Annotated in this window: 25 protein-coding genes; 11 read left to right on the top strand and 14 right to left on the bottom strand. The window is 61.7% G+C overall.

Features of this window, described 5'->3' with window-relative positions; translation table 11 throughout:
- Position 1 precedes the first annotated feature (1 nt).
- The 3 genes from JFU58_RS02940 to JFU58_RS02950 form a co-directional block, all read right to left on the bottom strand.
- On the bottom strand, positions 2 to 1,267 hold the full coding sequence (locus JFU58_RS02940) for an ABC transporter permease (protein WP_003210004.1): 1,266 nt from the start codon (positions 1,265 to 1,267) through the stop codon (positions 2 to 4).
- A 1-nt stretch (position 1,268) separates the two neighbouring features.
- Positions 1,269 to 1,979: an ABC transporter ATP-binding protein gene (locus tag JFU58_RS02945; RefSeq protein WP_063026852.1), complete on the bottom strand. Its 711-nt coding sequence runs from the start codon at positions 1,977 to 1,979 to the stop codon at positions 1,269 to 1,271.
- 150 nt (positions 1,980 to 2,129) lie between these two features.
- A complete protein-coding gene (locus tag JFU58_RS02950) occupies positions 2,130 to 2,741 on the bottom strand; it encodes a DUF2796 domain-containing protein (RefSeq protein WP_201139818.1) in 612 nt (203 codons plus the stop codon).
- A 135-nt stretch (positions 2,742 to 2,876) separates the two neighbouring features.
- On the opposite strand from JFU58_RS02950, the gene JFU58_RS02955 reads away from it, so the two are divergent.
- On the top strand, positions 2,877 to 3,224 hold the full coding sequence (locus JFU58_RS02955) for a hypothetical protein (protein WP_063026857.1): 348 nt from the start codon (positions 2,877 to 2,879) through the stop codon (positions 3,222 to 3,224).
- A 3-nt stretch (positions 3,225 to 3,227) separates the two neighbouring features.
- On the opposite strand, the gene trxA is transcribed toward JFU58_RS02955, so the two are convergent.
- The 3 genes from trxA to JFU58_RS02970 form a co-directional block, all read right to left on the bottom strand.
- Positions 3,228 to 4,100, bottom strand: a complete 873-nt coding sequence (gene trxA, locus JFU58_RS02960; protein ID WP_093204655.1) for a thioredoxin — start codon at positions 4,098 to 4,100, stop codon at positions 3,228 to 3,230.
- Positions 4,101 to 4,252: 152 nt separating this feature from the next.
- The gene (locus JFU58_RS02965; protein WP_093204660.1) at positions 4,253 to 4,909 is read right to left on the bottom strand and encodes a class I SAM-dependent methyltransferase; all 657 of its coding nucleotides are present in this window, start codon (positions 4,907 to 4,909) and stop codon (positions 4,253 to 4,255) included.
- Positions 4,906 to 5,364 carry a YbaY family lipoprotein gene (locus tag JFU58_RS02970; RefSeq protein ID WP_017476292.1) on the bottom strand — a complete coding sequence of 153 codons (459 nt, stop codon included), beginning with the start codon at positions 5,362 to 5,364 and terminating at the stop codon, positions 4,906 to 4,908. Before JFU58_RS02970 ends, JFU58_RS02965 begins: the two co-directional genes overlap by 4 nt.
- 139 nt (positions 5,365 to 5,503) lie before the next feature.
- On the opposite strand from JFU58_RS02970, the gene nrdR reads away from it, so the two are divergent.
- The 10 genes from nrdR to JFU58_RS03020 all read left to right on the top strand — a co-directional run bounded on the left by nrdR (position 5,504) and on the right by JFU58_RS03020 (position 12,922).
- Entirely contained in the window at positions 5,504 to 5,974 is a 471-nt protein-coding gene (nrdR, locus tag JFU58_RS02975) for a transcriptional regulator NrdR (protein ID WP_003209990.1), read from the top strand.
- Positions 5,971 to 7,107, top strand: a complete 1,137-nt coding sequence (gene ribD / locus JFU58_RS02980) for a bifunctional diaminohydroxyphosphoribosylaminopyrimidine deaminase/5-amino-6-(5-phosphoribosylamino)uracil reductase RibD (RefSeq protein ID WP_093204663.1) — start codon at positions 5,971 to 5,973, stop codon at positions 7,105 to 7,107. Before nrdR ends, ribD begins: the two co-directional genes overlap by 4 nt.
- Before the next feature lie 34 nt (positions 7,108 to 7,141).
- Positions 7,142 to 7,819 (top strand): riboflavin synthase, encoded by a 678-nt coding sequence (locus JFU58_RS02985; protein WP_003209988.1) that lies wholly within the window; start codon positions 7,142 to 7,144, stop codon positions 7,817 to 7,819.
- 16 nt (positions 7,820 to 7,835) lie between these two features.
- Positions 7,836 to 8,927, top strand: coding sequence for a bifunctional 3,4-dihydroxy-2-butanone-4-phosphate synthase/GTP cyclohydrolase II (gene ribBA / locus JFU58_RS02990; RefSeq protein ID WP_017476289.1), 1,092 nt, complete (start codon positions 7,836 to 7,838; stop codon positions 8,925 to 8,927).
- A gap of 90 nt (positions 8,928 to 9,017) precedes the next feature.
- Positions 9,018 to 9,494 (top strand): 6,7-dimethyl-8-ribityllumazine synthase, encoded by a 477-nt coding sequence (gene ribH, locus JFU58_RS02995; protein WP_201139819.1) that lies wholly within the window; start codon positions 9,018 to 9,020, stop codon positions 9,492 to 9,494.
- Complete coding sequence (gene nusB, locus JFU58_RS03000; protein ID WP_017476288.1) at positions 9,491 to 9,991, top strand: transcription antitermination factor NusB; 501 nt, start codon at positions 9,491 to 9,493, stop codon at positions 9,989 to 9,991. Before ribH ends, nusB begins: the two co-directional genes overlap by 4 nt.
- An 18-nt stretch (positions 9,992 to 10,009) precedes the next feature.
- Positions 10,010 to 10,963, top strand: a complete 954-nt coding sequence (thiL, locus tag JFU58_RS03005; protein WP_093204668.1) for a thiamine-phosphate kinase — start codon at positions 10,010 to 10,012, stop codon at positions 10,961 to 10,963.
- Between the two features lie 128 nt (positions 10,964 to 11,091).
- On the top strand, positions 11,092 to 11,709 hold the full coding sequence (gene ribA, locus JFU58_RS03010) for a GTP cyclohydrolase II (protein WP_063026867.1): 618 nt from the start codon (positions 11,092 to 11,094) through the stop codon (positions 11,707 to 11,709).
- Entirely contained in the window at positions 11,706 to 12,125 is a 420-nt protein-coding gene (locus tag JFU58_RS03015; RefSeq protein ID WP_201139820.1) for an MFS transporter, read from the top strand. The genes ribA and JFU58_RS03015 overlap by 4 nt, the downstream gene beginning before the upstream one ends.
- Positions 12,125 to 12,922, top strand: a complete 798-nt coding sequence (locus tag JFU58_RS03020) for a cobalamin-binding protein (RefSeq protein WP_201139821.1) — start codon at positions 12,125 to 12,127, stop codon at positions 12,920 to 12,922. The genes JFU58_RS03015 and JFU58_RS03020 overlap by 1 nt, the downstream gene beginning before the upstream one ends.
- 107 nt (positions 12,923 to 13,029) lie before the next feature.
- Here JFU58_RS03020 and JFU58_RS03025 read toward each other — a convergent pair whose 3' ends face one another.
- The 8 genes from JFU58_RS03025 to JFU58_RS03060 all read right to left on the bottom strand — a co-directional run.
- The gene (locus JFU58_RS03025; protein WP_201139822.1) at positions 13,030 to 14,925 is read right to left on the bottom strand and encodes a TonB-dependent receptor domain-containing protein; all 1,896 of its coding nucleotides are present in this window, start codon (positions 14,923 to 14,925) and stop codon (positions 13,030 to 13,032) included.
- A 143-nt stretch (positions 14,926 to 15,068) separates the two neighbouring features.
- Positions 15,069 to 16,967: a 1-deoxy-D-xylulose-5-phosphate synthase gene (gene dxs, locus JFU58_RS03030; protein WP_201139823.1), complete on the bottom strand. Its 1,899-nt coding sequence runs from the start codon at positions 16,965 to 16,967 to the stop codon at positions 15,069 to 15,071.
- Between the two features lie 110 nt (positions 16,968 to 17,077).
- Positions 17,078 to 17,965, bottom strand: a complete 888-nt coding sequence (gene ispA, locus JFU58_RS03035; protein WP_201139824.1) for a (2E,6E)-farnesyl diphosphate synthase — start codon at positions 17,963 to 17,965, stop codon at positions 17,078 to 17,080.
- Positions 17,962 to 18,204 carry an exodeoxyribonuclease VII small subunit gene (locus JFU58_RS03040; protein ID WP_003209964.1) on the bottom strand — a complete coding sequence of 81 codons (243 nt, stop codon included), beginning with the start codon at positions 18,202 to 18,204 and terminating at the stop codon, positions 17,962 to 17,964. Before JFU58_RS03040 ends, ispA begins: the two co-directional genes overlap by 4 nt.
- An 88-nt stretch (positions 18,205 to 18,292) precedes the next feature.
- Positions 18,293 to 19,432: a Fic family protein gene (locus JFU58_RS03045; RefSeq protein ID WP_201139825.1), complete on the bottom strand. Its 1,140-nt coding sequence runs from the start codon at positions 19,430 to 19,432 to the stop codon at positions 18,293 to 18,295.
- A gap of 89 nt (positions 19,433 to 19,521) precedes the next feature.
- The gene (locus JFU58_RS03050; RefSeq protein ID WP_201139826.1) at positions 19,522 to 19,794 is read right to left on the bottom strand and encodes a hypothetical protein; all 273 of its coding nucleotides are present in this window, start codon (positions 19,792 to 19,794) and stop codon (positions 19,522 to 19,524) included.
- 286 nt (positions 19,795 to 20,080) lie between these two features.
- Positions 20,081 to 20,503, bottom strand: coding sequence for a hypothetical protein (locus JFU58_RS03055; RefSeq protein WP_017476278.1), 423 nt, complete (start codon positions 20,501 to 20,503; stop codon positions 20,081 to 20,083).
- A gap of 1 nt (position 20,504) precedes the next feature.
- A partial coding sequence (locus JFU58_RS03060; RefSeq protein WP_201139827.1) for a hypothetical protein occupies positions 20,505 to 20,908 on the bottom strand: 404 nt, incomplete at its 5' end.

Below are 20,908 nucleotides of genomic sequence, written 5' to 3' on the forward strand. Positions count from 1 at the left end.
CTCATAAACGTATCGACAGGCCGTCGGCCAACGATTGCCGGTAGGCACGCCAGGCCGGCACGCTGCCCATCAGCAAGGCTGCGACGAGAATACCGCCGAGCAGGGTCCATTCATATTCGCTCGGCAACGACAGCGGCAGGTCCAAGCCGTAATTGGCCTGCAAATACCCGCGCGACGCGGCGATGCACACATACAGCAGCCCGACGCCGGCAATCACGCCGGACAGCGCCAGGGCGAAGGCTTCGAAGATCAGCAACGTCGCGATATGCCAGGGCCGCGCGCCCACCGAACGCAGGATCGCCATTTCCCGGCGGCGCTCGTTGAGGCTGGTGAGGATCGCGGTGAGCATGCCGATCAAGCCGGTCAGCACCACAAACAGCGAGATCACGAACAGCGCTTTTTCAGCGGTGCCCATCATGCTCCACAACTCTTGCAGGGCCACGCCCGGCAGGATCGCCAGCATTGGCTCGCCACGGAATTCGTTGATCTCCCGTTGCAGGGCGAAGGTGGAGATCTTGTTGTTCAAACCGAGCATGAACGCGGTGATGGCTTGGGGCGTCAGGTCCATGTTGCGGGCCTGGTCGGCGCTGATCCGGCCTTTGCCCTGGGCGGGTACGCCGTTGTGCCAGTCGATGTGAATCGCTTCCATGCCACCGAGGCTGATGTGCAGCGTGCGGTCCACCGGGGTACCGGTGCGCTTGAGAATACCGACCACGGTGAACGGCTTGTCATCGTGCTTGACCAGACTGACCACCGCCACGCCGTGGGCCAGCACCAGCTTGTCGCCCAGCTTGTAATGCAGGGCATCGGCCACTTCGGCGCCGAGCACCACTTCGAATGGATCGGTGGCGAAGGCGCGACCACTGGCAAGTTCGAGGTTCTGCCGGCGCCCGTATTGATAGTGTTCGAAATAGGATTCGTTGGTGCCCATCACGCGGTAGCCGCGGTGGGAGTCGCCGAGGGAAATCGGGATTGCCCATTTCACCTGCGGGTTGGCGGCGAAGTGTTCGTAGCTGTCCCAGCGAATATTGTTGGTGGCGTTGCCGATGCGGAACACCGAATACAGCAGCAAATTCACCGAGCCGGAGCGCGCGCCGACGATCAGGTCGGTACCGCTGATGGTGCTGGCGAAGCTGGCGCGGGCTTCGGTGCGTACCCGCTCCACCGCCAGCAACAGGCACACCGATAGGGCGATGGCGAAGGCGGTGAGGATCGCGGTAAAGCGGCGGTTAGCCAGGCTGGCCATGGCTAGTCGAAACAAATACATCTCAAACCTCTGCGGGCGTGGCGGCGCGATTGAGTTCGGCCAGCGACAGGTTGCGGTCGAACAGCGGCGCCAGGCTCTGGTCATGGCTGACGAACAACAGGCTGGCGCCTGCTTCGCGGCATTCGGCGAACAACAACTGAATGAAGGCTTCCCGGGCGTCGTAGTCCAGGGCTGAAGTCGGTTCGTCGGCGATCACCAGTTCCGGCTGGCCGATCAATGCGCGAGCGGCGGCCACCCGCTGTTGCTGGCCAATGGAGAGCGAGTCGGCGCGGCGTTCCAGCAGGTTCTTGTCCTTGAGGCCCAAGTGGGCCAGCAAGGTCGCGGCGGCCTGGTCGACGCTGCCGTGGCGCTGGATTGCCCGTAGCGCCCGCAGCTTGGAAAAGTGGCAGGGCAACTCGACGTTCTCGCGCACCGAGAGAAACGGCAGCAGGTTGAACTGCTGGAAGATGTAGCCGGTGTGGTCGACACGGAAGCGGTCGCGGGCGCCGGCCGAGAGTTCGGTCAGCTCCTGGCCCAGCAGGCGAATACTGCCGCGACTGGGCTTTTGCACACCGCCCAGCAGGCCCAGCAGGGTGGTCTTGCCACTGCCGCTGGGGCCCTTGAGGAACAGGGTTTCCCCCGGCTCCAGGCGAAACGTCGGGATGTCCAGCAACTGTGGGTGACCCGGCCAGTTGAAGCCCAGGTCAGACAGTTCGATAAGTGCTTGGGTCATAGGGAAGTCAGTGGTCTGGCTCGATTTGGATGATGACACTGATCAAATGTGGGAGCTGGCTTGCCTGCGATGCAAGCGCCTCGGTATTTCTGAAACACCGCGGCGATGCCATCGCAGGCAAGCCAGCTCCCACATTAACCGGGCATGAACTCAGAACTTGAGGGCGGCTGCTGTGGCCGTCGCTTCCACACCCTGCTGGCCGCTCGGGCCAATGAGTTGTACCTGAATTTTCTGGGTGGCGGGGAAGGTCTTGAACACCTGGGTCAGGTCGAGGTTGCTCAGGGCAGTCGGCGTGGCGCAGGTGAACTGGTAGTGAGCGTGGATTTCGCTGTGGTCGTGGTGATGTTCGTGGGCGGCGGCGCCTTTGCCATCGGTGGCGTGGTCGTCATCGTCCTCATCGTGGTCGGCTTCAGGTTTGTCGCCGAACAGCGGGCTGTTCAGTTCCTGAGTGCTGATCACGCAACCGGCGGCCTTGGGCAGGCTGAACAGCATCAAGGGTTGCTCCAGTTGCTTGCGGGCGGCGGCGACCTTGGCTTTGTCGGCAGGGGTGGTGGCGAGGTGTTCAAAACCCACCAGGTTCATCGCCGGGCTGTCCAGTTCCAGTTCCAGGGCCTGGCCGTCGAGCACGGCGTTGAGGCGGCCGACACCGTGTTCGTGGGCGCCCAGGCTGCCATGCTCGTGATCATGGTCGTGCTCGTCGGCAGCCTGGGCGATGGCCAGTGGCAACAGGGCAAACGGCAAAGCGAGCAGCAAACGGCGCATGGTGGAACTCCCGAACAAAGATGAAAGTTTTGTTATGTGATCTTATAACAATTTTGCGAGGAGTTTGACCGCCTGCTTGGCGTAGCGCAAGACGCGTGGGAGCATGCTCGTCAGAAAAGTGCGGGAGTAAGTGCGATGTTGAGAATTCGTGGAACCGTCGGTGACCTGCCGGTGGACTTGACCCTGGAGCTGGACGACGGCGACTGGGCCCGGCTGGGCGCGCAGTTGCAGGCCAGCAAGCCCCCGAGTGCCGAGCCCGTGGTGGCGCCGGCCCCGGGTAACCTGGACGAGAGCCTGTGGCAGGCCGCCCAGGATTTGCTGCGCAAGGCCGGGCAACTCAACGGCCTTGAATTGCTTGATCAACTGGAAGGCTTGGCCGGCAGCGCCTCGGCGGGCAAGCGCCTGCTGGTGCGCCTGCGCCATAGTGCCAAGGTCAAGGTAGGCAGCGGCGGGGATACGCCGCTGTACAGTTGGATCGAGTAAGGCTTAATACAACGCGGCGAACAGTTTGCGGCGGTAAACGGTGACAAGCGGGTGGTCGTTGCCGAGCAATTCGAATACCTGCAACAGCGTCTTGTGGGGCAGGCCGTCGCTGTAGCTGCGGTTGCGGATGAACAGCTTGAGCAAGCCATCCAGCGCGGCGTCGTATTGCTGGCGCGCCAGTTGTTGCACGGCCAGTTGGTACACCGCCTCGTCATCCTGCGGGTTTTGCGCCAGGCGGGCCTTGAGATCCGCGGCGTCCGGCAGGTCGGCGGCCTGGCGCAGGAAAGTAATCTGCGCCTTGGCGCCGGCCAGTGCCGCCTTGTGATCATCGCTCTTGACCGCGTCGAGCACGGTTTGCGCTTCACCCAGCTCACCGCGTTCGGCGAGGCAGCGGGCGTACAGGATCAGCGCGGCGGCGTTGGTGTTGTCTTCCCCGAGCAAGGCCACCAGCACGGCCTCGGCGTCGGTGATACGGCCTTCGGCAAACAACGCCTGGGCCTGCTCCAGCGGATCGGCAGCGGCTGGCGGCGGCATCTGCACATGGGGCTCCAGCATCGCGCGCACGGCGGACTCGGGTTGCGCACCGGCAAACCCATCCACCGGCTGGCCATCCTTGAACAGCACCACGGTGGGCAGGCTGCGAATGCCAAAGCGCGAGACCACATCTGGCTCGGCATCGCAGTCGACCTTGGCCAGCAGCAACTCTCCCTGATAACTCTCGGCAATCTGCGCGAGCATCGGCATCAACGCCTTGCACGGCGCGCACCACTCGGCCCAGAAATCCACCAGCACGGGTTTTTCGAAGGAATTCTGGATCACTGCCTGGTCGAAGGTGGCGGTGGTGGCGTCGAAGATGTACGGCGTGGGCTCACTCATGGGGTATCTCGAAGAAAGCAGGGGATGGGGCAACTATAAGGGTTGGTGGGGTTGGCTGAAAGCGGGGCGGTCTCAGGATCGCAATCGCAGGCAAGCCAGCTCCCACAGGGGAATGCATTTCAAATGTGGGAGCGGGCTTGCCCGCGATGCTCTCAAGCGCGCTGCGAGTGGTACAGGCTCACCTTGCGAAACTCCCACGGTTCGGCCAGGTCGGGCAGGGTCAGGGCGTCGAGGATGCCCAGGCGCTGATACTCCGGGTGCTGGAAGTCCCGAACCCGGGAATCGGCGACCAGCGCTTCGCGGCCCCGGGTGAGGAACTGGTCCAGCAGCGGCAGGTTCGCCCGGTCGTACAGCACATCGGCAACCAGGATCAGGTCAAACCGGTCGGCCTCGGCGAAGAAGTCTGCGGAATAACCCAGGGTCACGCCATTGAGTTCCGCATTCGCCCGGCAGGCTGCCAATGCCAGTGGATCAAGGTCGCAAGCCACCACTTCCAGCGCACCGGCCTTTACTGCGGCGATCCCGGCGACGCCCGAGCCTGCGCCGAAATCCAGCACCCGCTTGCCCGCGACCCAGTCGGGATTAGCCGCCAGATACCGGGCCAGCGCCAGGCCGCTGGCCCAGCAAAAGCTCCAGTACGGCGGTTCATGCAGGATGCGTCGGGTTTCTTCGGGGCTGAAGGCGCGGTCCATGTTGTCGGCGTCCAGCAGCCACAGCGACAACGCGGTGCCCGGCAGCGGGTGGGGCACCAGTTGGGCGTCGCCGATCAGTTCGCTGAGGGCGCGTTGCAGGTCCAGCGGTGGCGTCATGGTGCGGGAACGAGTTGCAGCGGGCCGGTGGTCTGGGTGATCGCTTGGGTGATACGCACGGGCGGCAGGTGCAGGATCAACTGGCCTGACTGGCTGGCACGACCGCGCAGTTCAACGCGTCCGCCTGCCGGGAAGGCTTCGGGGTTGAAACGCAGGCGGAAGGCCAAGGGCTTGTTGTTGCCGATCAGCACGCTGCTGGCCAGCAGTTGTTGCGGGCGCGAACGGTCGTCGATCACCAGCAGTGCCAGTTCGACTTCGGCACCGGCGGGTACGCCGTTCAACTGGCCGCTGACTTCACGCTGGAAGGCGGGCAGCGGGCCGAGGTCCTCTTCCACACCCGGGATTTTTTTCTCTTGTTGAGGGGCGGCAACGGGGGCCGCCGGTTTTGGGGCATGGCTGCTGCAGGCGACCAGAAAACCGAGCAACGTGAGCAAAACAAGTGGTCGTAACTGCATGTACGGCTCCAGAAAGGACAAAATCCGTGGCTTAAAAAATATGAAACATAATAGTCAGCCTATATACCGTAAAGGCTATGGCTTGTCTTGCCACAGGGATGCGCTACCATGGCCCTCCCATTTTTTGTTGCCTGCCACCATGCACTGTCCCTTCTGCGGTGCCAACGACACCAAGGTCATTGACTCGCGTCTGGTCGCCGAGGGCGAACAGGTGCGTCGCCGGCGTGAATGCCTGGCCTCTGGCTGCGGTGAACGTTTCACCACCTTCGAAACCGCCGAACTGGTATTGCCACGTCTGATCAAGACCGACGGCAGTCGTCAGCCCTTCGACGAAGAAAAACTGCGCGCCGGAATGCAGCGCGCCCTGGAAAAACGCCCGGTGAGTGTCGAGCGGCTGGAAGCGGCGCTGGTGCATATCAAGCACAAGCTGCGCGCCACCGGCGAGCGCGAAGTCAAATCCCTGGTGGTTGGAGAACTGGTGATGGGCGAGCTGCAAAAGCTCGACGAAGTCGCCTATATCCGTTTCGCCTCGGTGTATCGACGCTTCCAGGACCTCAACGAGTTCCGCGAAGAGATCGACCGCCTGGCCCGTGAGCCGGTAAAAGAATGAGCCCACCTTCGGCAGAACAAGCGGTACTCGACGCTCATTACATGGCCCGTGCCCTGGAATTGGCGCGCAAGGGCCTGTACACCACGCACCCCAACCCCCGGGTTGGCTGCGTGATCGTGCGTGACGGGCAGGTTGTTGGCGAAGGCTGGCACGTGCGCACCGGCGAACCCCATGCGGAAGTCCATGCCCTGCGAGCTGCGGGCGATAAAGCCCGGGGCGCCACGGCCTACGTGACCCTTGAACCGTGCAGCCACCACGGGCATACGCCACCGTGCGCCGATGCCCTGGTGAATGCCGGTTTGGCCCGCGTGGTCGCGGCGATGCAGGACCCGAACCCGGAAGTCGCCGGGCGTGGAATGCGTCGCCTGGCCCAGGCCGGGATCGAGACCTACAGCGGCTTGCTGGAAAACGAAGCGCGGGCGCTCAACCCGGGCTTTCTCAAGCGCATGGAACATGGCCTGCCGTTTGTGCGGGTCAAGTTGGCCATGAGCCTGGACGGTCGCACCGCCATGGCCAATGGCGAAAGCCAGTGGATCACCGGCCCGGCCGCCCGTGCCGCCGTGCAACGCCTGCGGGCCCAGGCCAGTGTGGTGCTCACCGGCGCCGACACGGTGCTGGCCGATGGCGCTCGCCTGACCGTGCGCGCCGCCGAACTGGGGCTGGATGAAGAAACCACCGCCCTGGCGATGTCCCGTCCGCCGCTGCGCGTATTGATCGACGGCCGCCTGCGGGTGCCGCTGAATGCGCCGTTCTTCAAGGCCGGCCCCGCGCTGGTCATCACCTGCGTGACCCCGGACAACCAATACCCAACCGGGCCCGAGTGCCTGGTGGTGCCGGGCGTCGACGGCCAGGTCGACCTGCGTTCCGCGCTGGTGGCCCTGGCTGCCCGTGGCGTCAACGAAGTGTTGGTGGAAGCAGGCCCGAGCCTGGCCGGTGCCTTCGCCCAGCAAGGCCTGGTGGACGAGTACGTGATATTCGTCGCCGGCAAGTTCCTCGGCTCCGCTGCCCGGCCTTTGCTGGACTGGCCGCTTGAGAAACTGGCCGACGCCCCCCAACTCAAGATCACTGAAATGCGCGCTGTGGGCGATGACTGGCGAGTCACTGCCATCCCTCTGCCATCAGCGAGCGTATAATTCCCGGCCTGCGCCACGTCTTCAGGAGAACGGCATGTTCACCGGCATTATCGAATCCATCGGCAGCATCCGCGCAATGACCCCAAAAGGCGGCGACGTACGCCTGCTGGTTGAAACCGGCAAGCTCGACCTGAGCGACGTCAAACTGGGCGACAGCATCGCCGTCAGCGGTGTATGCCTGACCGTCATCGAATTGCCTGGCAACGGCTTTGCCGCCGATGTCAGCCGGGAAACCCTGGACTGCACCGCGATGAACGACCTCAAGAGCGGCAGCCCGGTGAACCTGGAAAAAGCCCTGACCCCGACTACCCGTCTCGGCGGGCACCTGGTCAGCGGCCACGTCGACGGTGTCGGCGAAGTCGTTGCCCGCAGCGAAAATGCCCGCGCCGTGGAATTCCGCATTCGCGCCCCGAAAGAGCTGGCCAAGTACATCGCCCACAAAGGCTCGATCACCGTCGACGGCACCAGCCTCACCGTGAACGCCGTGAATGGCGCCGAATTTGAACTGACCATCATTCCCCACACCCTGAGCGAAACCATCATGGCGTCTTACCAGCCGGGTCGCCGGGTGAACCTGGAAGTGGACTTGCTTGCCCGTTACCTGGAGCGCCTTCTATTGGGCGATAAGGCCGCAGAGTCTGACTCTCTTCAAGGGCCCGCCGGGAACATCACTGAAAGTTTTTTAGCCGCTAACGGCTACCTTAAATCCTGACCCAAGGGGGTGCCGCGTGGCGCTCAACAGCATCGAAGAACTGGTTGAAGACATCCGCCAAGGCAAGATGGTCATCCTGATGGATGACGAAGACCGCGAGAATGAAGGCGACCTGATCATGGCCGCCGAGTGCTGCCAGCCGGAACACATCAACTTCATGGCCAAGCACGCCCGTGGCCTGATCTGCATGCCAATGAGCCGCGAGCGCTGCGAACTGCTCAAGCTGCCGTTGATGGCGCCGCGCAATGGTTCCGGGTTTGGCACCAAGTTCACCGTGTCCATCGAAGCCACCACCGGTGTCACCACCGGCATCTCCGCTGCTGACCGCGCCCGCACCGTGCAAGCCGCAGCCGCGAAAGACGCCAAGGCCGAAGATATCGTCAGCCCGGGCCACATCTTTCCGCTGATGGCCCAACCGGGTGGCACCCTGGCTCGCGCCGGCCACACCGAAGCCGCCTGCGACCTGGCGCGCATGGCCGGTTTCGAGCCGAGCGGTGTGATCTGCGAAGTGATGAACGACGACGGCACCATGTCCCGTCGCGCCGAGCTGGAAGAGTTTGCCGCTCTGCATAACATCAAGATCGGCACCATTGCCGACCTGATTCACTACCGGATGATCCACGAACGTACCGTTCAGCGGATTGCCGAGCAGCCGCTGGACAGCGAGCTGGGCCAGTTCAACCTGGTGACCTATCGTGATTCCGTGGAAGGTGACGTGCACATGGCCCTGACCCTGGGCACCATCTGCGCTGAAGAACCGACCCTGGTGCGGGTGCACAATATGGACCCGCTGCGGGACCTGCTGATGGTCAAGCAACCGGGGCGCTGGAGCCTGCGGGCCGCGATGTCCGCGGTGTCCGAGGCTGGCAGCGGTGTGGTATTGCTGCTGGGCCATCCGCTGGACGGCGACGTGTTGCTGGCGCATATCCGCGAAACCGCCGACCACGTGCCGGTGAAAAAGCCGACCACCTACAGCATCGTCGGTGCCGGTTCGCAGATCCTGCGGGACTTGGGCGTACGCAAAATGCGCCTGATGAGTGCACCAATGAAATTTAATGCCATATCCGGTTTCGACCTGGAAGTAGTAGAATACGTGCCCTCCGAATAAAGGCCGGCGTTGTTTACCCCTTGTTCGCGGTTCAAATATCACTGAGGGGCGCGCACTAAGCGCGTCCCGGCTCTTTAAGAGATTTGTCGAATGACCCTGAAGACCATCGAAGGTACCTTCATCGCCCCCAAAGGCCGCTATGCCCTGGTGGTTGGCCGCTTCAACAGCTTCGTGGTTGAAAGCCTGCTAAGCGGTGCCGTGGATGCCCTGGTTCGCCACGGTGTGAGCGAAAACGACATCACCATTATTCGCGCTCCTGGCGCCTTCGAAATTCCACTGGTTGCGCAGAAAGTTGCGCAGCAGGGTGAATACGCGGCGATCATCGCCCTGGGCGCGGTCATTCGTGGCGGTACTCCGCACTTCGAATACGTGGCTGGCGAATGCACCAAGGGCCTGGCCCAGGTGTCCATGGAGTTCGGCGTGCCGGTCGCCTTTGGCGTGCTGACCGTTGATTCCATCGAGCAAGCCATCGAACGTTCCGGCACCAAGGCCGGTAACAAAGGTGCCGAAGCTGCCCTGTCCGCCCTGGAAATGGTCAGCCTGCTGGCACAGTTGGAGGCCAAGTGATTAGCGACGACAGCGATCAGTTCAACCCCCAGGACCCGCGCCCAGCAGACGCCGGCAAGCCCTCGAAGAGCGAAAAGCGTCGTGCGGCCCGTCAGCTCGCGACCCAGGCGCTGTACCAGCGCCACATGGCTAAAACCTCGCTGAACGAAATCGAAGCGCAATTTCGCGTCGACAACGATTTCAGCGCGGCCGATGCCAGCTACTTCCACGACATCCTGCACGGCGTTCCGGCCAACCTGCCGGAGATCGACGCTGCCTTGTCGCCGTGCCTGGACCTGGCGATCGAAGAGCTGGACCCGGTTGAACTGGCCGTACTGCGCCTGTCCACCTGGGAACTGCTCAAGCGCGTCGACGTACCGTACCGCGTAGTGATCAACGAAGGGATCGAACTGGCGAAAGTCTACGGTTCCACCGACGGTCACAAGTTCGTCAACGGCGTGCTCGACAAGCTGGCCCCGCGCCTGCGTGAAGCCGAAGTGAAGGCGTACAAGCGCTAACTGGCGCTTGCTGACGCAATGGGCGAGTTTGAGCTGATCCGCAACTACTTCGCCGCCGCGCCCTGCGCGCAGGGCGGCGAAGGCATTGCACTGGGGATTGGCGACGACTGCGCCTTGCTGGCGGTTCCTCCCGGGGAACAGCTGGCGATTTCCACTGATACTTTGGTGGCCGGCGTGCACTTTGCCGACCCCTGCGATCCGTTTCTGCTCGGCCAGCGCTCGCTGGCCGTGGCAGTCAGTGACCTGGCAGCCATGGGCGCCAATCCCCTCGCATTTACCCTTGCCCTGACCACCCCGACGGTTGATGCCGATTGGCTGCAACGCTATGCCCAGGGTTTGAACGCCATGGCCCAGGGTTGCGGTGTGATTCTGGTGGGTGGCGATACCACCCGTGGGCCGTTGAGCCTGACCCTGACCGTGTTTGGCCGGGTGCCGGCGGGCCAGGCCTTGACCCGCAGCGGTGCGCGGCCCGGCGACTTGCTGTGTGTTGGCGGTGAGCTGGGTAACGCGGCGGGCGCATTGCTGCTGGTACTGGGGCAGCGCACGGCAGAGGCCGCTGTCGCCGAGCCGCTGCTGGCCCACTACTGGTCGCCGCAACCGCAGTTGGCGCTGGGCTTGGCATTGCGGGGCAAGGCGACGTCTGCCATGGATATTTCCGACGGTCTTCTGGCTGATTGCGGGCATATCGCCAAGGCGTCGGCTGTCAGCTTGTTGATCGAGCAGCAAAAGCTGCCGTTGTCGGCAGCCTTGCTGGCGTTCGTTGGCGACGCGGATGCGCGGGTAGCCGCGTTGAGCGGCGGGGACGACTACGTACTGGCGTTCACCTTGCCACCTGCCGAACTGGCACCGTTGCTGGCGGCCGGTGCGCCGGTCCATGTGATCGGCCGGGTCGAGGCGGGGCAGGGCGTGACCCTGCTGGACGCGGCGGGCCAGGACATCACACCCGCCATCCGTGGCTATCAACATTTCTGAAAGGCATAGAACCAAGCTGAAGGCCAATCGAACCTATTGATCTTTATCAGCGACAATTCAGCTTAAGCGTCTGTAGGAACCTGCTGTTACAATCTATCCCCTGTGAAATCAGAAATCAGGAGCACACGGTGCCCGTCGTTTTCGTTGCCGCTTCCAAGCTGCCAACCCCTTTTGCCACGTTCACCATGAATGGTTTTCTTGAAGAAACCACCGGGCGCGAACACGTTGTTCTGAGCCTCGGTGACGTGGCGGACGGCGCTCCGGTGCTCGGTCGCGTGCACTCCGAGTGCCTGACCGGCGATGCCCTGTTCAGCCAGCGCTGTGACTGCGGCTCGCAATTGGAAGCCGCCATGCAGGCCATCGCCCGCGAAGGCCGTGGCGTGTTGCTGTACTTGCGTCAGGAAGGCCGTGGTATTGGCCTGCTGAACAAAATCCGCGCCTATGAGCTGCAGGATGGCGGCGCCGACACCGTGGAAGCCAACGAGCGCCTGGGTTTTGCCGCTGACCAGCGCGACTACGGGATCTGCCTGCCGATGCTCCAGCACCTGGGGGTCAAATCCCTGCGGCTGATGACTAACAACCCACGCAAGGTCAAAGCCTTGACCGACATGGGCATCACCGTCGCCGAGCGCGTGCCGCTGCACACCGGCCACAACCCGCACAACAAACTCTACCTGGCCACCAAGGCCAGCAAGCTCGACCACATGATGGGAAACGAGCACCAGGGCGAGGTCGACCGGGCGTGACGCGCGGCCAGGTCAAGCGGCGACTGTCGTTTAACTGGTGGCAATACCTGGCGTTGGCGTTGGTGCCGTTGTTTGTGATCAACCTGGTGTTTGGCAAGGCCGAGCCCTTGCTGCCGGTGCTGGCGATGCCGTTTTTCATCGCCGGCGTGGCCTCGATGTTTGTCAGCCTGCGTTACTTCCATGGCTATAAACACTCACTGATCGCCACCGGCAAAGCCCTCGATACCCCTGAAGAACCGGCTGCCTGGATCACCCTCGCGGCCCGTCGTCGTGTGGCGTTGCTGGTGGCTGCACTGCCGGCCTGGATCGGCGCACTGGCGGTGTTTGTCGGGCTGGAAGCGGTGCCGCTGTTTCTGCTGGCACTGTCGACCCTGGTGCTGTTCTACCTCTATCGCATTCCGCGTCAGTTGGGTTGATGCGCGCTTGGCTGGCGGTGTTCCTGCTGGTCGTCGCGGCCCAGGTTGCGGCGGTCGAGCGGGTTGTCAGCCTTGCTCCTTCCTTGTCTGAAATCGTCGTTGAGCTGGGCGCTGCTGATTTGCTGGTAGGCGTGCTGGATGGCGGCGAGCGGCCACAGGCCTTGGCGAAGGTGCCTTCGGTGGGAAACTACGGGCAGTTGGACATGGAACGGCTGCTCAGCCTCAAGCCGGACCTGATCCTGCTCTGGCCCGGCAGCGTCGGCCCGGCCCAGCGTGAGCAGCTCCAACGCCTGAACATCCCGGTGTTTGTCGCCGAACCCCACAGCCTCGAACAACTCACCTCGCAAGTCGAAACCATTGCCCAGCAACTCGGGCGGGCTGATGCCGGCCGGCAATTGGCCGTGCAGCTGCGTCAGCGCTTGGCCGAGTTGCGCTTGCGCTATCACCGGGTCGAGCCGTTGCGGGTGTTTTATCAGGTGTGGAACCAGCCGCTGTACACCGTTGGCGGCGGGCAGATCATCAGCGATGCACTGAGTGTGTGCGGAGCGCGCAATGTGTTCGATGATCTGAAATTACCTGCACCGCAGGTCAGCATCGAGTCGGTGCTGCAGCGTAATCCCGAGGTGATTCTGGCGGGCGATCAATCGCAGCTGGATGCCTGGAAGGTGTGGCCACAGGTGGCGGCGGTGGCTGCCGGGCATTTGCTGGTGGTGCCCGACAAGGGCCTGGAACGGCCCAGCGGGCAGATGCTGGAAGCGGTGGCGCGGTTGTGTCAGGTGATTGCACCGGGGCTGTGAGGCCGCTATCGCAGGCAAGCCAGCTCCCACATTTGACCGAGTCGTCTGGATAAGCACGGTCCCCTGTGGGAGCCGGGCTTGCCCGCGATGAGGCCGGTGCAGACGACTTAGAGCTCCGGTGTCCAGGTCACCCCGAACATCAGCGCCCGGCCTTCTTCCCGGTAGCCATATTGCCGGCCTTGATACTGATACAGCGCCCGGCTGTAGGCTTTGTTCAGCAGGTTATCGAGCTTCATTTCCAGTGTGATCTCACGACTCACCGCCCAACTGCCCCGTAGCCCGAGTAAACCGTACCCGCCCAGGCGTTGCTGGTTCGCCGCATCGTCGTAGCTGCTGCTCACCGCTTGCCAGCTGGCGCCGACGCCGAACCGGTCGAATTGGCGATCCAGGTCCAGGCTCAGGGTGCGCCTGGCTCGACGGGCCAGTGTGCGCCCGGTGTCGCGGTCCCGTGGGTCGATCAGCGCAATACCGAGGCTGCTTTGCCAGCCGAACAGCTCTTGCTTGAGCGCCGCTTCGAAACCGTTGATGCGTGCCGAGCTGACGTTTTGCGGGCCGTTGCTGGCGAACACGATCGCATCCTGAATATCGGTGCGGTACAGCGAGGCTTCGAGCCGGCTGGTGTCGCTCAGTTGGCTGCGCCACTGCACTTCGTAACTTTTCGAGGTTTCGGGCTTGAGGTTCGGGTTGCTGTTTTTGAAGCCGAATTCGTCCGGGTAGTAGAGGTCGTTGAACGTCGGCGCGCGGAAGCCTTCGCTGTAGCTCAGCAACAGGTCATTGTCCGGGTTCAGCGGCAGGGTGAAGGTGCCGCTCCAGCTGTTGTGGCCGCCGAACTGTTGGTTCTGGTCGCGGCGCAGGCCCAGTTCGGTGGAGAAAGACTGGGCTTGAAAGCGGTGCTGGATAAACGCGGCCCGGTTCCAGCGACTGTCTTCGGCGAATGCTGTGCTGCTGTTGACCCGGTCCTCGTACCAGTCGCCGCCCAGGATCAGGCTGTTCTGCTCGTTGAGAGTGAGGTCGTTTTGCCAGTTCAGCGAGTTGCGGTAGGTGTTGAACACGCTGCGCTCGGTGCTGAGCTTGTCCCGGGTTTCTTCGCGGTTTTCGCTGTGGCCCGCTTCCAGCCGGGACTTCCACACGTCATTGATGCGCGCGTCGACATAGCTGCTGACACTGCTCACGGTGAAGGTGGAATAGGGCTTTTGCTGGAAGCTTTGGAAGGTGGTCGTATCGAAGCGACCGAACGGATTGTCGAATTCGCTTTTGCCACGATTATCCAGCACGTTCACACCCGCTTCGAGGTCATCGTTGAAGGCATGGCTCAGGCTGAAACTGGTGGACTGGTTGCGATAGGCGTCATGGTCGTGGTCGCTGGGATACGAGTCGTACGTGCGATTGATCCCGGCGGTGTCATCCAGGCTGGCGCCGAGGTTGAAGCGGGTTTGCCCGTCGCCGCCGGACAAGCCCAGGCTGCGTTCCCACGTCTGGTTGCTGCCAAATCCCACATGCAGGCGGGGTTGCAGGCCGGACTCGTTGCCGCGCCGGGTGAAAATCTGGATCACCCCGCCAATCGCGTCGCTGCCGTAGATCACCGAACGCGAACCGCGCAGGACTTCCACGCGCTCGATCTGCTGGATGTTCAGGTGCTGCAGGTTGCTGTCGCCGGAAGTCGAGTTGCCAATGCGCTGGCCATCGACCAACACCAGGCTTTGGGCCGATTTGGTGCCACGAATGTAAACGCTCGCCAGGCTGCCACGGCCACCGGCTTGTGAAACCTGTACGCCGGGCACGCGGCTCAGCAGGTCGGTCACGCTGGTGGGTTGCAGGCGGTCGATGTCGTCGCGGGTAAAGATGGTGTTGGCGGCGCTGCTATCGTTGCGCGCCTGGACCTGGCGGTTGGCGCTGATCACCACGTCGGGCAGCTTGAGGGCGTCGTCGCGTTCGAAGCTGTCGGCGAGCAGGTCGGTGGCTGGCAGTAACAGAAGGGGCAGGGCGAGGCGAAGGCGGATCATGGGCTGTCCGTAGCATTTGAAGTGGGCATAAAACAAATGTGGGAGCGGGCTTGCTCGCGAAGGTGCAGTGTCAGTCAATACATCTGTTGACTGACCCACCGCTTTCGCGAGCAAGCCCGCTCCCACATTTTTTAATCGCGTTTCTACAGGTCCAGCAGGGCCATGCGCTGACGAACCGAAGCTTCAATCCCCGCTTCATCCAGCCCGCACTCGGCCAGCATCTGCGCCGGTTTGGCATGCTCGACATACACGTCCGGCAAGCCCAGATGCAGCACCGACTTGAGGATGTTCTCCCGCGCCAGAAACTCACTGACCGCCGCCCCGGCACCGCCCATGATGGCGTTTTCTTCGAGGGTCACCAGCAGCTCATGGCTGCCGGCGATCTCGCGTACCAATGCCTCATCCAGTGGTTTGACGAAACGCATGTCCACCACCGTGGCGTCGACCTTCTCGGCCACTTTCAAGGCTTCAGCCAATTGCACGCCAAACACCAGCAAGGCAACGTTGCTGCCCTGGCGACGGACGATGCCCTTGCCGATCTCGATAGGCTCAAGGTCCTTCTCGATCACCGCATTCGGGCCATTGCCCCGCGGATAACGCACAGCCGCCGGGCCGTTGTACAGGTGGCCGGTGCTGAGCATCTTGCGCAGTTCGTTCTCGTCGCTCGGGGTCATCACCAGCATGCCGGGGATGCAGCGCAGGTACGACAGGTCGAAGCTGCCGGCGTGGGTCGGGCCGTCTTCGCCCACCAAACCGGCACGGTCGATGGCGAACAACACGTCGAGGCTCTGCACCGCGACGTCATGAATCAACTGGTCATAACCACGTTGCAGGAACGTGGAGTAGATCGCGACTACCGGCTTGGCGCCTTCACAGGCCATGCCGGCGGCGAAGGTCACCGCGTGTTGCTCGGCGATGGCCACGTCGAAATAGCGCAGCGGGAAAAGCTCGCTGAATTCCACCAGGTCGGAACCTTCCTTCATCGCCGGGGTGATGCCCACCAGGCGTGGATCGGCGGCGGCCATATCGCACAACCATTCGCCAAACACACCAGAGTACTTCGGCCCGCTGGCTTTCTTGGGCGCAGCAGCCGGGGCGTTCAGCGGTTCAAGCTTGGTGATCGCGTGGTAACCAATCGGGTCGACTTCCGCCGGGGCGAAGCCTTTGCCTTTTTTGGTGACGATGTGCAGGAACTGCGGGCCTTTAAGGTCACGCATGTTACGCAGGGTCGCGATCAGGGTTGGCAGGTCGTGGCCGTCGATCGGGCCGATGTAGTTCCAGCCCAGCTCTTCGAACAGGGTGCCGGGAACCAGCATGCCCTTGGCATATTCTTCGGTACGACGGGCAATTTCCCACGCGCCGGGCAGACGCGAGAGCACCTTCTTGCTGCCTTCACGCATGCTGGCGTAAGTGCGGCTGGAGAGGATTTTTGCCAGGTAGTTCGAGAGGCCGCCGACATTGCGCGAGATCGACATGTCGTTGTCGTTGAGGATTACCAACATGTTGGCGTTCACTTCCGGCGCGTGGTTCAGTGCCTCGAAGGCCATGCCGGCGGTCAACGCGCCATCACCGATCACCGCAATCGCCTTGCGATCACTGTTCTGCAGGCGGGCGGCAATGGCCATGCCCAGCGCTGCACTGATGGAGGTGCTGGAGTGGCCGACGCCAAAGGTGTCGTACTCACTCTCGGAGCGGCGCGGGAAGGCGGCGATGCCGTCCTTCTGGCGCAGGGTGGCCATGCGCTCGCGGCGTCCGGTAAGGATCTTGTGCGGATAGGCCTGATGACCCACGTCCCACACCAGCCGGTCGTCCGGGGTGTCGAACACGTAATGCAGCGCAATGGTCAGCTCGATGACGCCCAGGCCGGCACCGAAGTGACCACCGGTCTGGCCGACCGTGTAGAGCAATTCCAGGCGCAACTCATCGGCCAGGGTTTCCAGCTCGGCTTCACCCAGGCGGCGCAGACCGGCTGGCGTGTTGGCACGGTCCAGCAGGGGCGTGGCCGGGCGCTTGCGGGGAATCTCTTGGAACGTCGTGGGCATCAGGCGAATCGTTATAGGTATAGAAGAGGCGGCAGTTTACCTCAAGCATCGCAAACTGCCCACGCAGAGCGCCGAACTTGGCTGATATGCGGTGGAAAAGGCCGCTGCTGTCAGTGGCGACGTTCGACGATATACCGCGCCAGGTCACGCAGTGGCTCGGCAGCCGCGTCGAAAGGTCGCAGGGCATCCAGGGCCTGATCCCGCAGCTCCAGCGCGTAAGTCTTGGCGGCTTCCAGGCCGAGCAGTGAAGGATAAGTCGGCTTGTCCCGTGCGATATCGGCACCCTGGCGTTTGCCGAGGGTTGCGGTATCACTTTCAACGTCGAGAATATCGTCCTGCACCTGGAAAGCCAGGCCGATGGCCCGCGCGTAGGTTTGCAGCGCCGCCAGTTGCGCAGCTTCGGCACGACCACTGGCCAGGGCGCCGAGGTGCACGGCGGCTTCGATCAGTGCACCGGTCTTGTGGCGGTGCATGTATTCCAAGGCTTTTTGATCGAGCTTCAAACCGACCGAGCCCAGGTCAATCGCCTGGCCGCCGACCATGCCGGCAGGGCCTGCGGCCAGTGCCAGCGCGGTAACCATACGCAAGCGGATCTCAGCGTTGACACTGCTCAAGCGCGGGTCCAGCAGAGCGCTGAACGCCAGGCTTTGCAGGCCGTCACCGGCGAGAATCGCACAGGCTTCATCAAAGGCTTTATGGGTAGTGGGTTGGCCGCGACGCAGATCGTCGTCGTCCATCGCCGGCAAATCGTCGTGTACCAGGGAATAAGCGTGGATCAACTCCACCGCACAGGCGGCGCCGTTGGCTTCCTCCGCCTGAGCACCGAGTGCTTCGCAAGCCGCGTAGGCGAGCAAGGGGCGAACGCGCTTGCCACCGTTCATCACGCTGTAGCGCATGGCCTCATACAGGCGGTTCAGCTCAGGGCTGGGCGCGACAAACAGCGGTTCCAGCGCAGCATTGACCCGGGCCTGGCTGCCGGCCTGATAAGCGTCGATCATTCAGGCTGTTCCGCATCGAAAGGTTCTTCGGCCAACTCCCCGTCGCGCTCCAGCAACACCTGGACCTTCTGCTCCGCCTGCGCCAGGGCGCTCTGGCAGTCGCGGGTCAGTCCGATGCCTTGCTCGAATGCGGTCAACGAGTCTTCCAGCGACAACTCGCCGTTCTCCATACGCTCGACCAGGGTTTGCAGGTCGGCGAGGGATTGTTCGAAATCGAGTGCAACTTTTTTGCGGGCCATGGCGGCTATTCCGGTAGACGGTAAACCGGCGCGACACTAGCAGACATGGGGGATTGGGGCAAATGAGTGGGGGGATTTGCCTTGAAAATCAATCGCCTTGAGTGTTGACTTGATAGCGGGTGCTGCGGCCGCCGCCGGGTAGTCGAACCAGGCAGTTTTTTTCCAGAAGATCGGCCAGATGTCGGGTCGCCGTGGCCTTGGAGACTTTGGCCACTGCTTGATATTGGGCCGCGCTGATCCCGTGCTCAAAGCCTTTTTCGCCGCCGTCGAGCAGGTGATTCAAGACTTTGGTCTGTTCTGCGCTGAATGCGTGGTCCCGATGCTGCTGCCAGAAGCGGGTTTTGCCCAGCGCCCGGTCAATCCGCACCATGGCCTGCTGCAAGCTACGAAGCAGCGTTTGCAGGAACCACTCAAGCCAATCGGTGACATCCAGCGTGGCTTTTTGACTGGTTTCCAGTGCACGGTAATAGCCCGCCCGGTCTTCAAGGATGCTCGCCGACATGGCGTAGAAACGGATCGCCTGGTTCTCTGCCTGGGCAAGCGCGAGGTCGGTAATAGCCCGCGTCAGACGACCGTTGCCATCGTCGAAGGGGTGCAAGGTGACGAACCAGAAATGCGCCAAACCTGCGCGCAACAATGGGTCAAGGGCTGCATGATTCCGACTGGCTTCAAACCATTCGATGAAATCGTCCAGCGACTGCTCTAGCCCTTGGCGGGGTGGGGCTTCGAAATGCACAGTGGGTCGGTCCAGTCGTCCCGACACAACCTGCATGGGCTCATCCCCCCTTAGCGCGCCTACGTTCAAGCCGTGGGTGGAAAAGCGGGCCTCCTCGGCGGGAAACAACCACCGATGCCAGTTAAATAGACGGGTGAGGGTAAATGGTTGAGCAAACTGTTGCGTGGCGTCCAGCATCAAGTCGGCCAGACCCTCGCTACGTCGGCTCACGGAGCCGTCTTGCAATTGCGCCAGGCCCAGGCGCCGGGCCAAAGAGGAACGTACCGAGCCCACATTCAGCTGCTCACCCTCAATTGCCGAGGAGGTCAGAATGTTTTGCAGCAACGCATCCAGTTCATTCTTTGAATTCTGTGCCTGGCTGACCGAACCGAGCATGCCCAGCAACTTTCCTTGCGCCTGCGTGCACTCTCGCAATAACGCTGCGAGGCGCTCAGGTTGCCAGTGAAAGTGCGGCCAGTCGGGTTGTTGCCAGATCCAGTTCGGGTGATCCATGGGGGCATACTCGGTGTGTGAGCCGAATAGAAGGCTTAATCGGCTCATTTGGTGAGCCGATTGTGTGAGCTATTCGGCTCACTGTCCAGTCAGCTGCGAACGATCAACACCCGACGGGTGAGGGGAGTGGTGCGCAGTTTCTGACTGCTGATCAGCGCGTCTAAGGCACTGGCGACCTGATTCAGATTGAATCTGGCGCTGATGGTGCGTTGCCCGACTTTATCGTCGAGCCAGATCACATGGCCGCCTTGATAGCGCACCAATTCTTCAAGCACCTCACTTAATGGTGCATCCCGCACACTTAGCTGGCAGTTGCGCCAGGGCGGCAGGTGTTCTGCGTCGACAGCTTGGAGGGCTTGCACATGCTCGCATCACGATGCGCAACTGTTCGCCCGGCAGCAGTAACTGATGTTGCCCGGCGGCGGCCACTTCAACACTGCCGCTTAACAGAATGACTTCGTCGGTTGTGTGGCTATGCGCGATGGAAAGTTCGTTGCCGAGTTGTGGGGCATGACTTGGTTTGAATGTTGCTTCATTCGCCTGGGGAGCAGTATTCAGACGGACGGTAATCTCCTTGTAGCTCAATTACTGGCGCTGGGCCGGGGGAGTTCTTTATGGATGGGCGAGGGGGGGACGATGATCTTAAGTTTAGTCGTGCGTGAGGTCGGCGTAGTCTATTTGGCCTTCAAATGCTAAACAGGCAATCCAGTGTAGGCTCTGAGGAAAAATGTAGGTGTGTTGGGGGAAGTCTGCAAAGATCTCGAGTGCTTTCTTGATATCATTAATATTTATAGAGTAAGCGTGCTCAATAGCGGAGTCACTCAGGAAAATTACTTGCTGAATTCCGAGGCTACCAAGCTTTTCTGCAACGATAGTTAGCGCTAAAGGTCTGTCCATATAGCTTAGTTCTGTAGCGTTCTCCAAAGCTTCCCAGTCTATTTTGCTTCCGGCGAAAATGATTTTATTTTGAATGTTATTTATAAAATCTTCCTGCTCCTTGTCTGATAGTCGCTCGTAAAGGATGCCATTTTTATTTAGCGTTTCTACAAGGTTGTTATCGAAGTAGTTCATGTTATTTGAATCTCTTGTTTATTTTCATTACTAGTTTGTGTGAGCCCTCGAAAAGATAGTGAGGTCCTTTCTTTTTTTCAGACCAAACGTTTATGTGCGCACCATTCTTTTTGTCGTGTTCGACGCGGAATCCAGTTTTTTCATCCATTGTTTGCATACCTATGGGTTTGCCCGAACTGGTGCCGAACTTTCCAAGTTTAGGCTTTTCCGCATGGAAATTATTTTCTCGCAGCCACCTCAGAGCCTTGTTTAAAGCCTGTTCATACGTTGAGGATCTAACTTCACCACCTGTTTCTGGTGGCTTTTCCTCATGACGCTGTCGGGCTGTTCTTTCTTTTTTACCCGGACAGTTCCCGGGAACGCATGCTAACCCCAGCGGGTCCACCCACCCCGTAGGGTTGGGCA

The sequence above is a fragment of the Pseudomonas sp. TH34 genome (assembly GCF_016650865.1).
Classification (GTDB): Bacteria; Pseudomonadota; Gammaproteobacteria; order Pseudomonadales; family Pseudomonadaceae; genus Aquipseudomonas; species Aquipseudomonas yamanorum.

Coding starts and splice junctions, on each gene's coding strand:
- JFU58_RS03045 (WP_201139825.1), bottom strand. CDS start 19,432: ATGGATCACCCGAACTGGATCTGGCAACAACCCGACTGGCCGCACTTT.
- ribD (WP_093204663.1), top strand. CDS start 5,971: ATGAGCCCACCTTCGGCAGAACAAGCGGTACTCGACGCTCATTACATG.
- JFU58_RS02965 (WP_093204660.1), bottom strand. CDS start 4,909: ATGACGCCACCGCTGGACCTGCAACGCGCCCTCAGCGAACTGATCGGC.
- thiL (WP_093204668.1), top strand. CDS start 10,010: ATGGGCGAGTTTGAGCTGATCCGCAACTACTTCGCCGCCGCGCCCTGC.
- dxs (WP_201139823.1), bottom strand. CDS start 16,967: ATGCCCACGACGTTCCAAGAGATTCCCCGCAAGCGCCCGGCCACGCCC.
- nrdR (WP_003209990.1), top strand. CDS start 5,504: ATGCACTGTCCCTTCTGCGGTGCCAACGACACCAAGGTCATTGACTCG.
- JFU58_RS02945 (WP_063026852.1), bottom strand. CDS start 1,979: ATGACCCAAGCACTTATCGAACTGTCTGACCTGGGCTTCAACTGGCCG.
- trxA (WP_093204655.1), bottom strand. CDS start 4,100: ATGAGTGAGCCCACGCCGTACATCTTCGACGCCACCACCGCCACCTTC.
- JFU58_RS02970 (WP_017476292.1), bottom strand. CDS start 5,364: ATGCAGTTACGACCACTTGTTTTGCTCACGTTGCTCGGTTTTCTGGTC.
- JFU58_RS02940 (WP_003210004.1), bottom strand. CDS start 1,267: ATGTATTTGTTTCGACTAGCCATGGCCAGCCTGGCTAACCGCCGCTTT.
- JFU58_RS02985 (WP_003209988.1), top strand. CDS start 7,142: ATGTTCACCGGCATTATCGAATCCATCGGCAGCATCCGCGCAATGACC.
- JFU58_RS02955 (WP_063026857.1), top strand. CDS start 2,877: ATGTTGAGAATTCGTGGAACCGTCGGTGACCTGCCGGTGGACTTGACC.
- JFU58_RS02950 (WP_201139818.1), bottom strand. CDS start 2,741: ATGCGCCGTTTGCTGCTCGCTTTGCCGTTTGCCCTGTTGCCACTGGCC.
- ribH (WP_201139819.1), top strand. CDS start 9,018: ATGACCCTGAAGACCATCGAAGGTACCTTCATCGCCCCCAAAGGCCGC.
- JFU58_RS03040 (WP_003209964.1), bottom strand. CDS start 18,204: ATGGCCCGCAAAAAAGTTGCACTCGATTTCGAACAATCCCTCGCCGAC.
- JFU58_RS03025 (WP_201139822.1), bottom strand. CDS start 14,925: ATGATCCGCCTTCGCCTCGCCCTGCCCCTTCTGTTACTGCCAGCCACC.
- JFU58_RS03055 (WP_017476278.1), bottom strand. CDS start 20,503: ATGAACTACTTCGATAACAACCTTGTAGAAACGCTAAATAAAAATGGC.
- JFU58_RS03020 (WP_201139821.1), top strand. CDS start 12,125: ATGCGCGCTTGGCTGGCGGTGTTCCTGCTGGTCGTCGCGGCCCAGGTT.
- ispA (WP_201139824.1), bottom strand. CDS start 17,965: ATGATCGACGCTTATCAGGCCGGCAGCCAGGCCCGGGTCAATGCTGCG.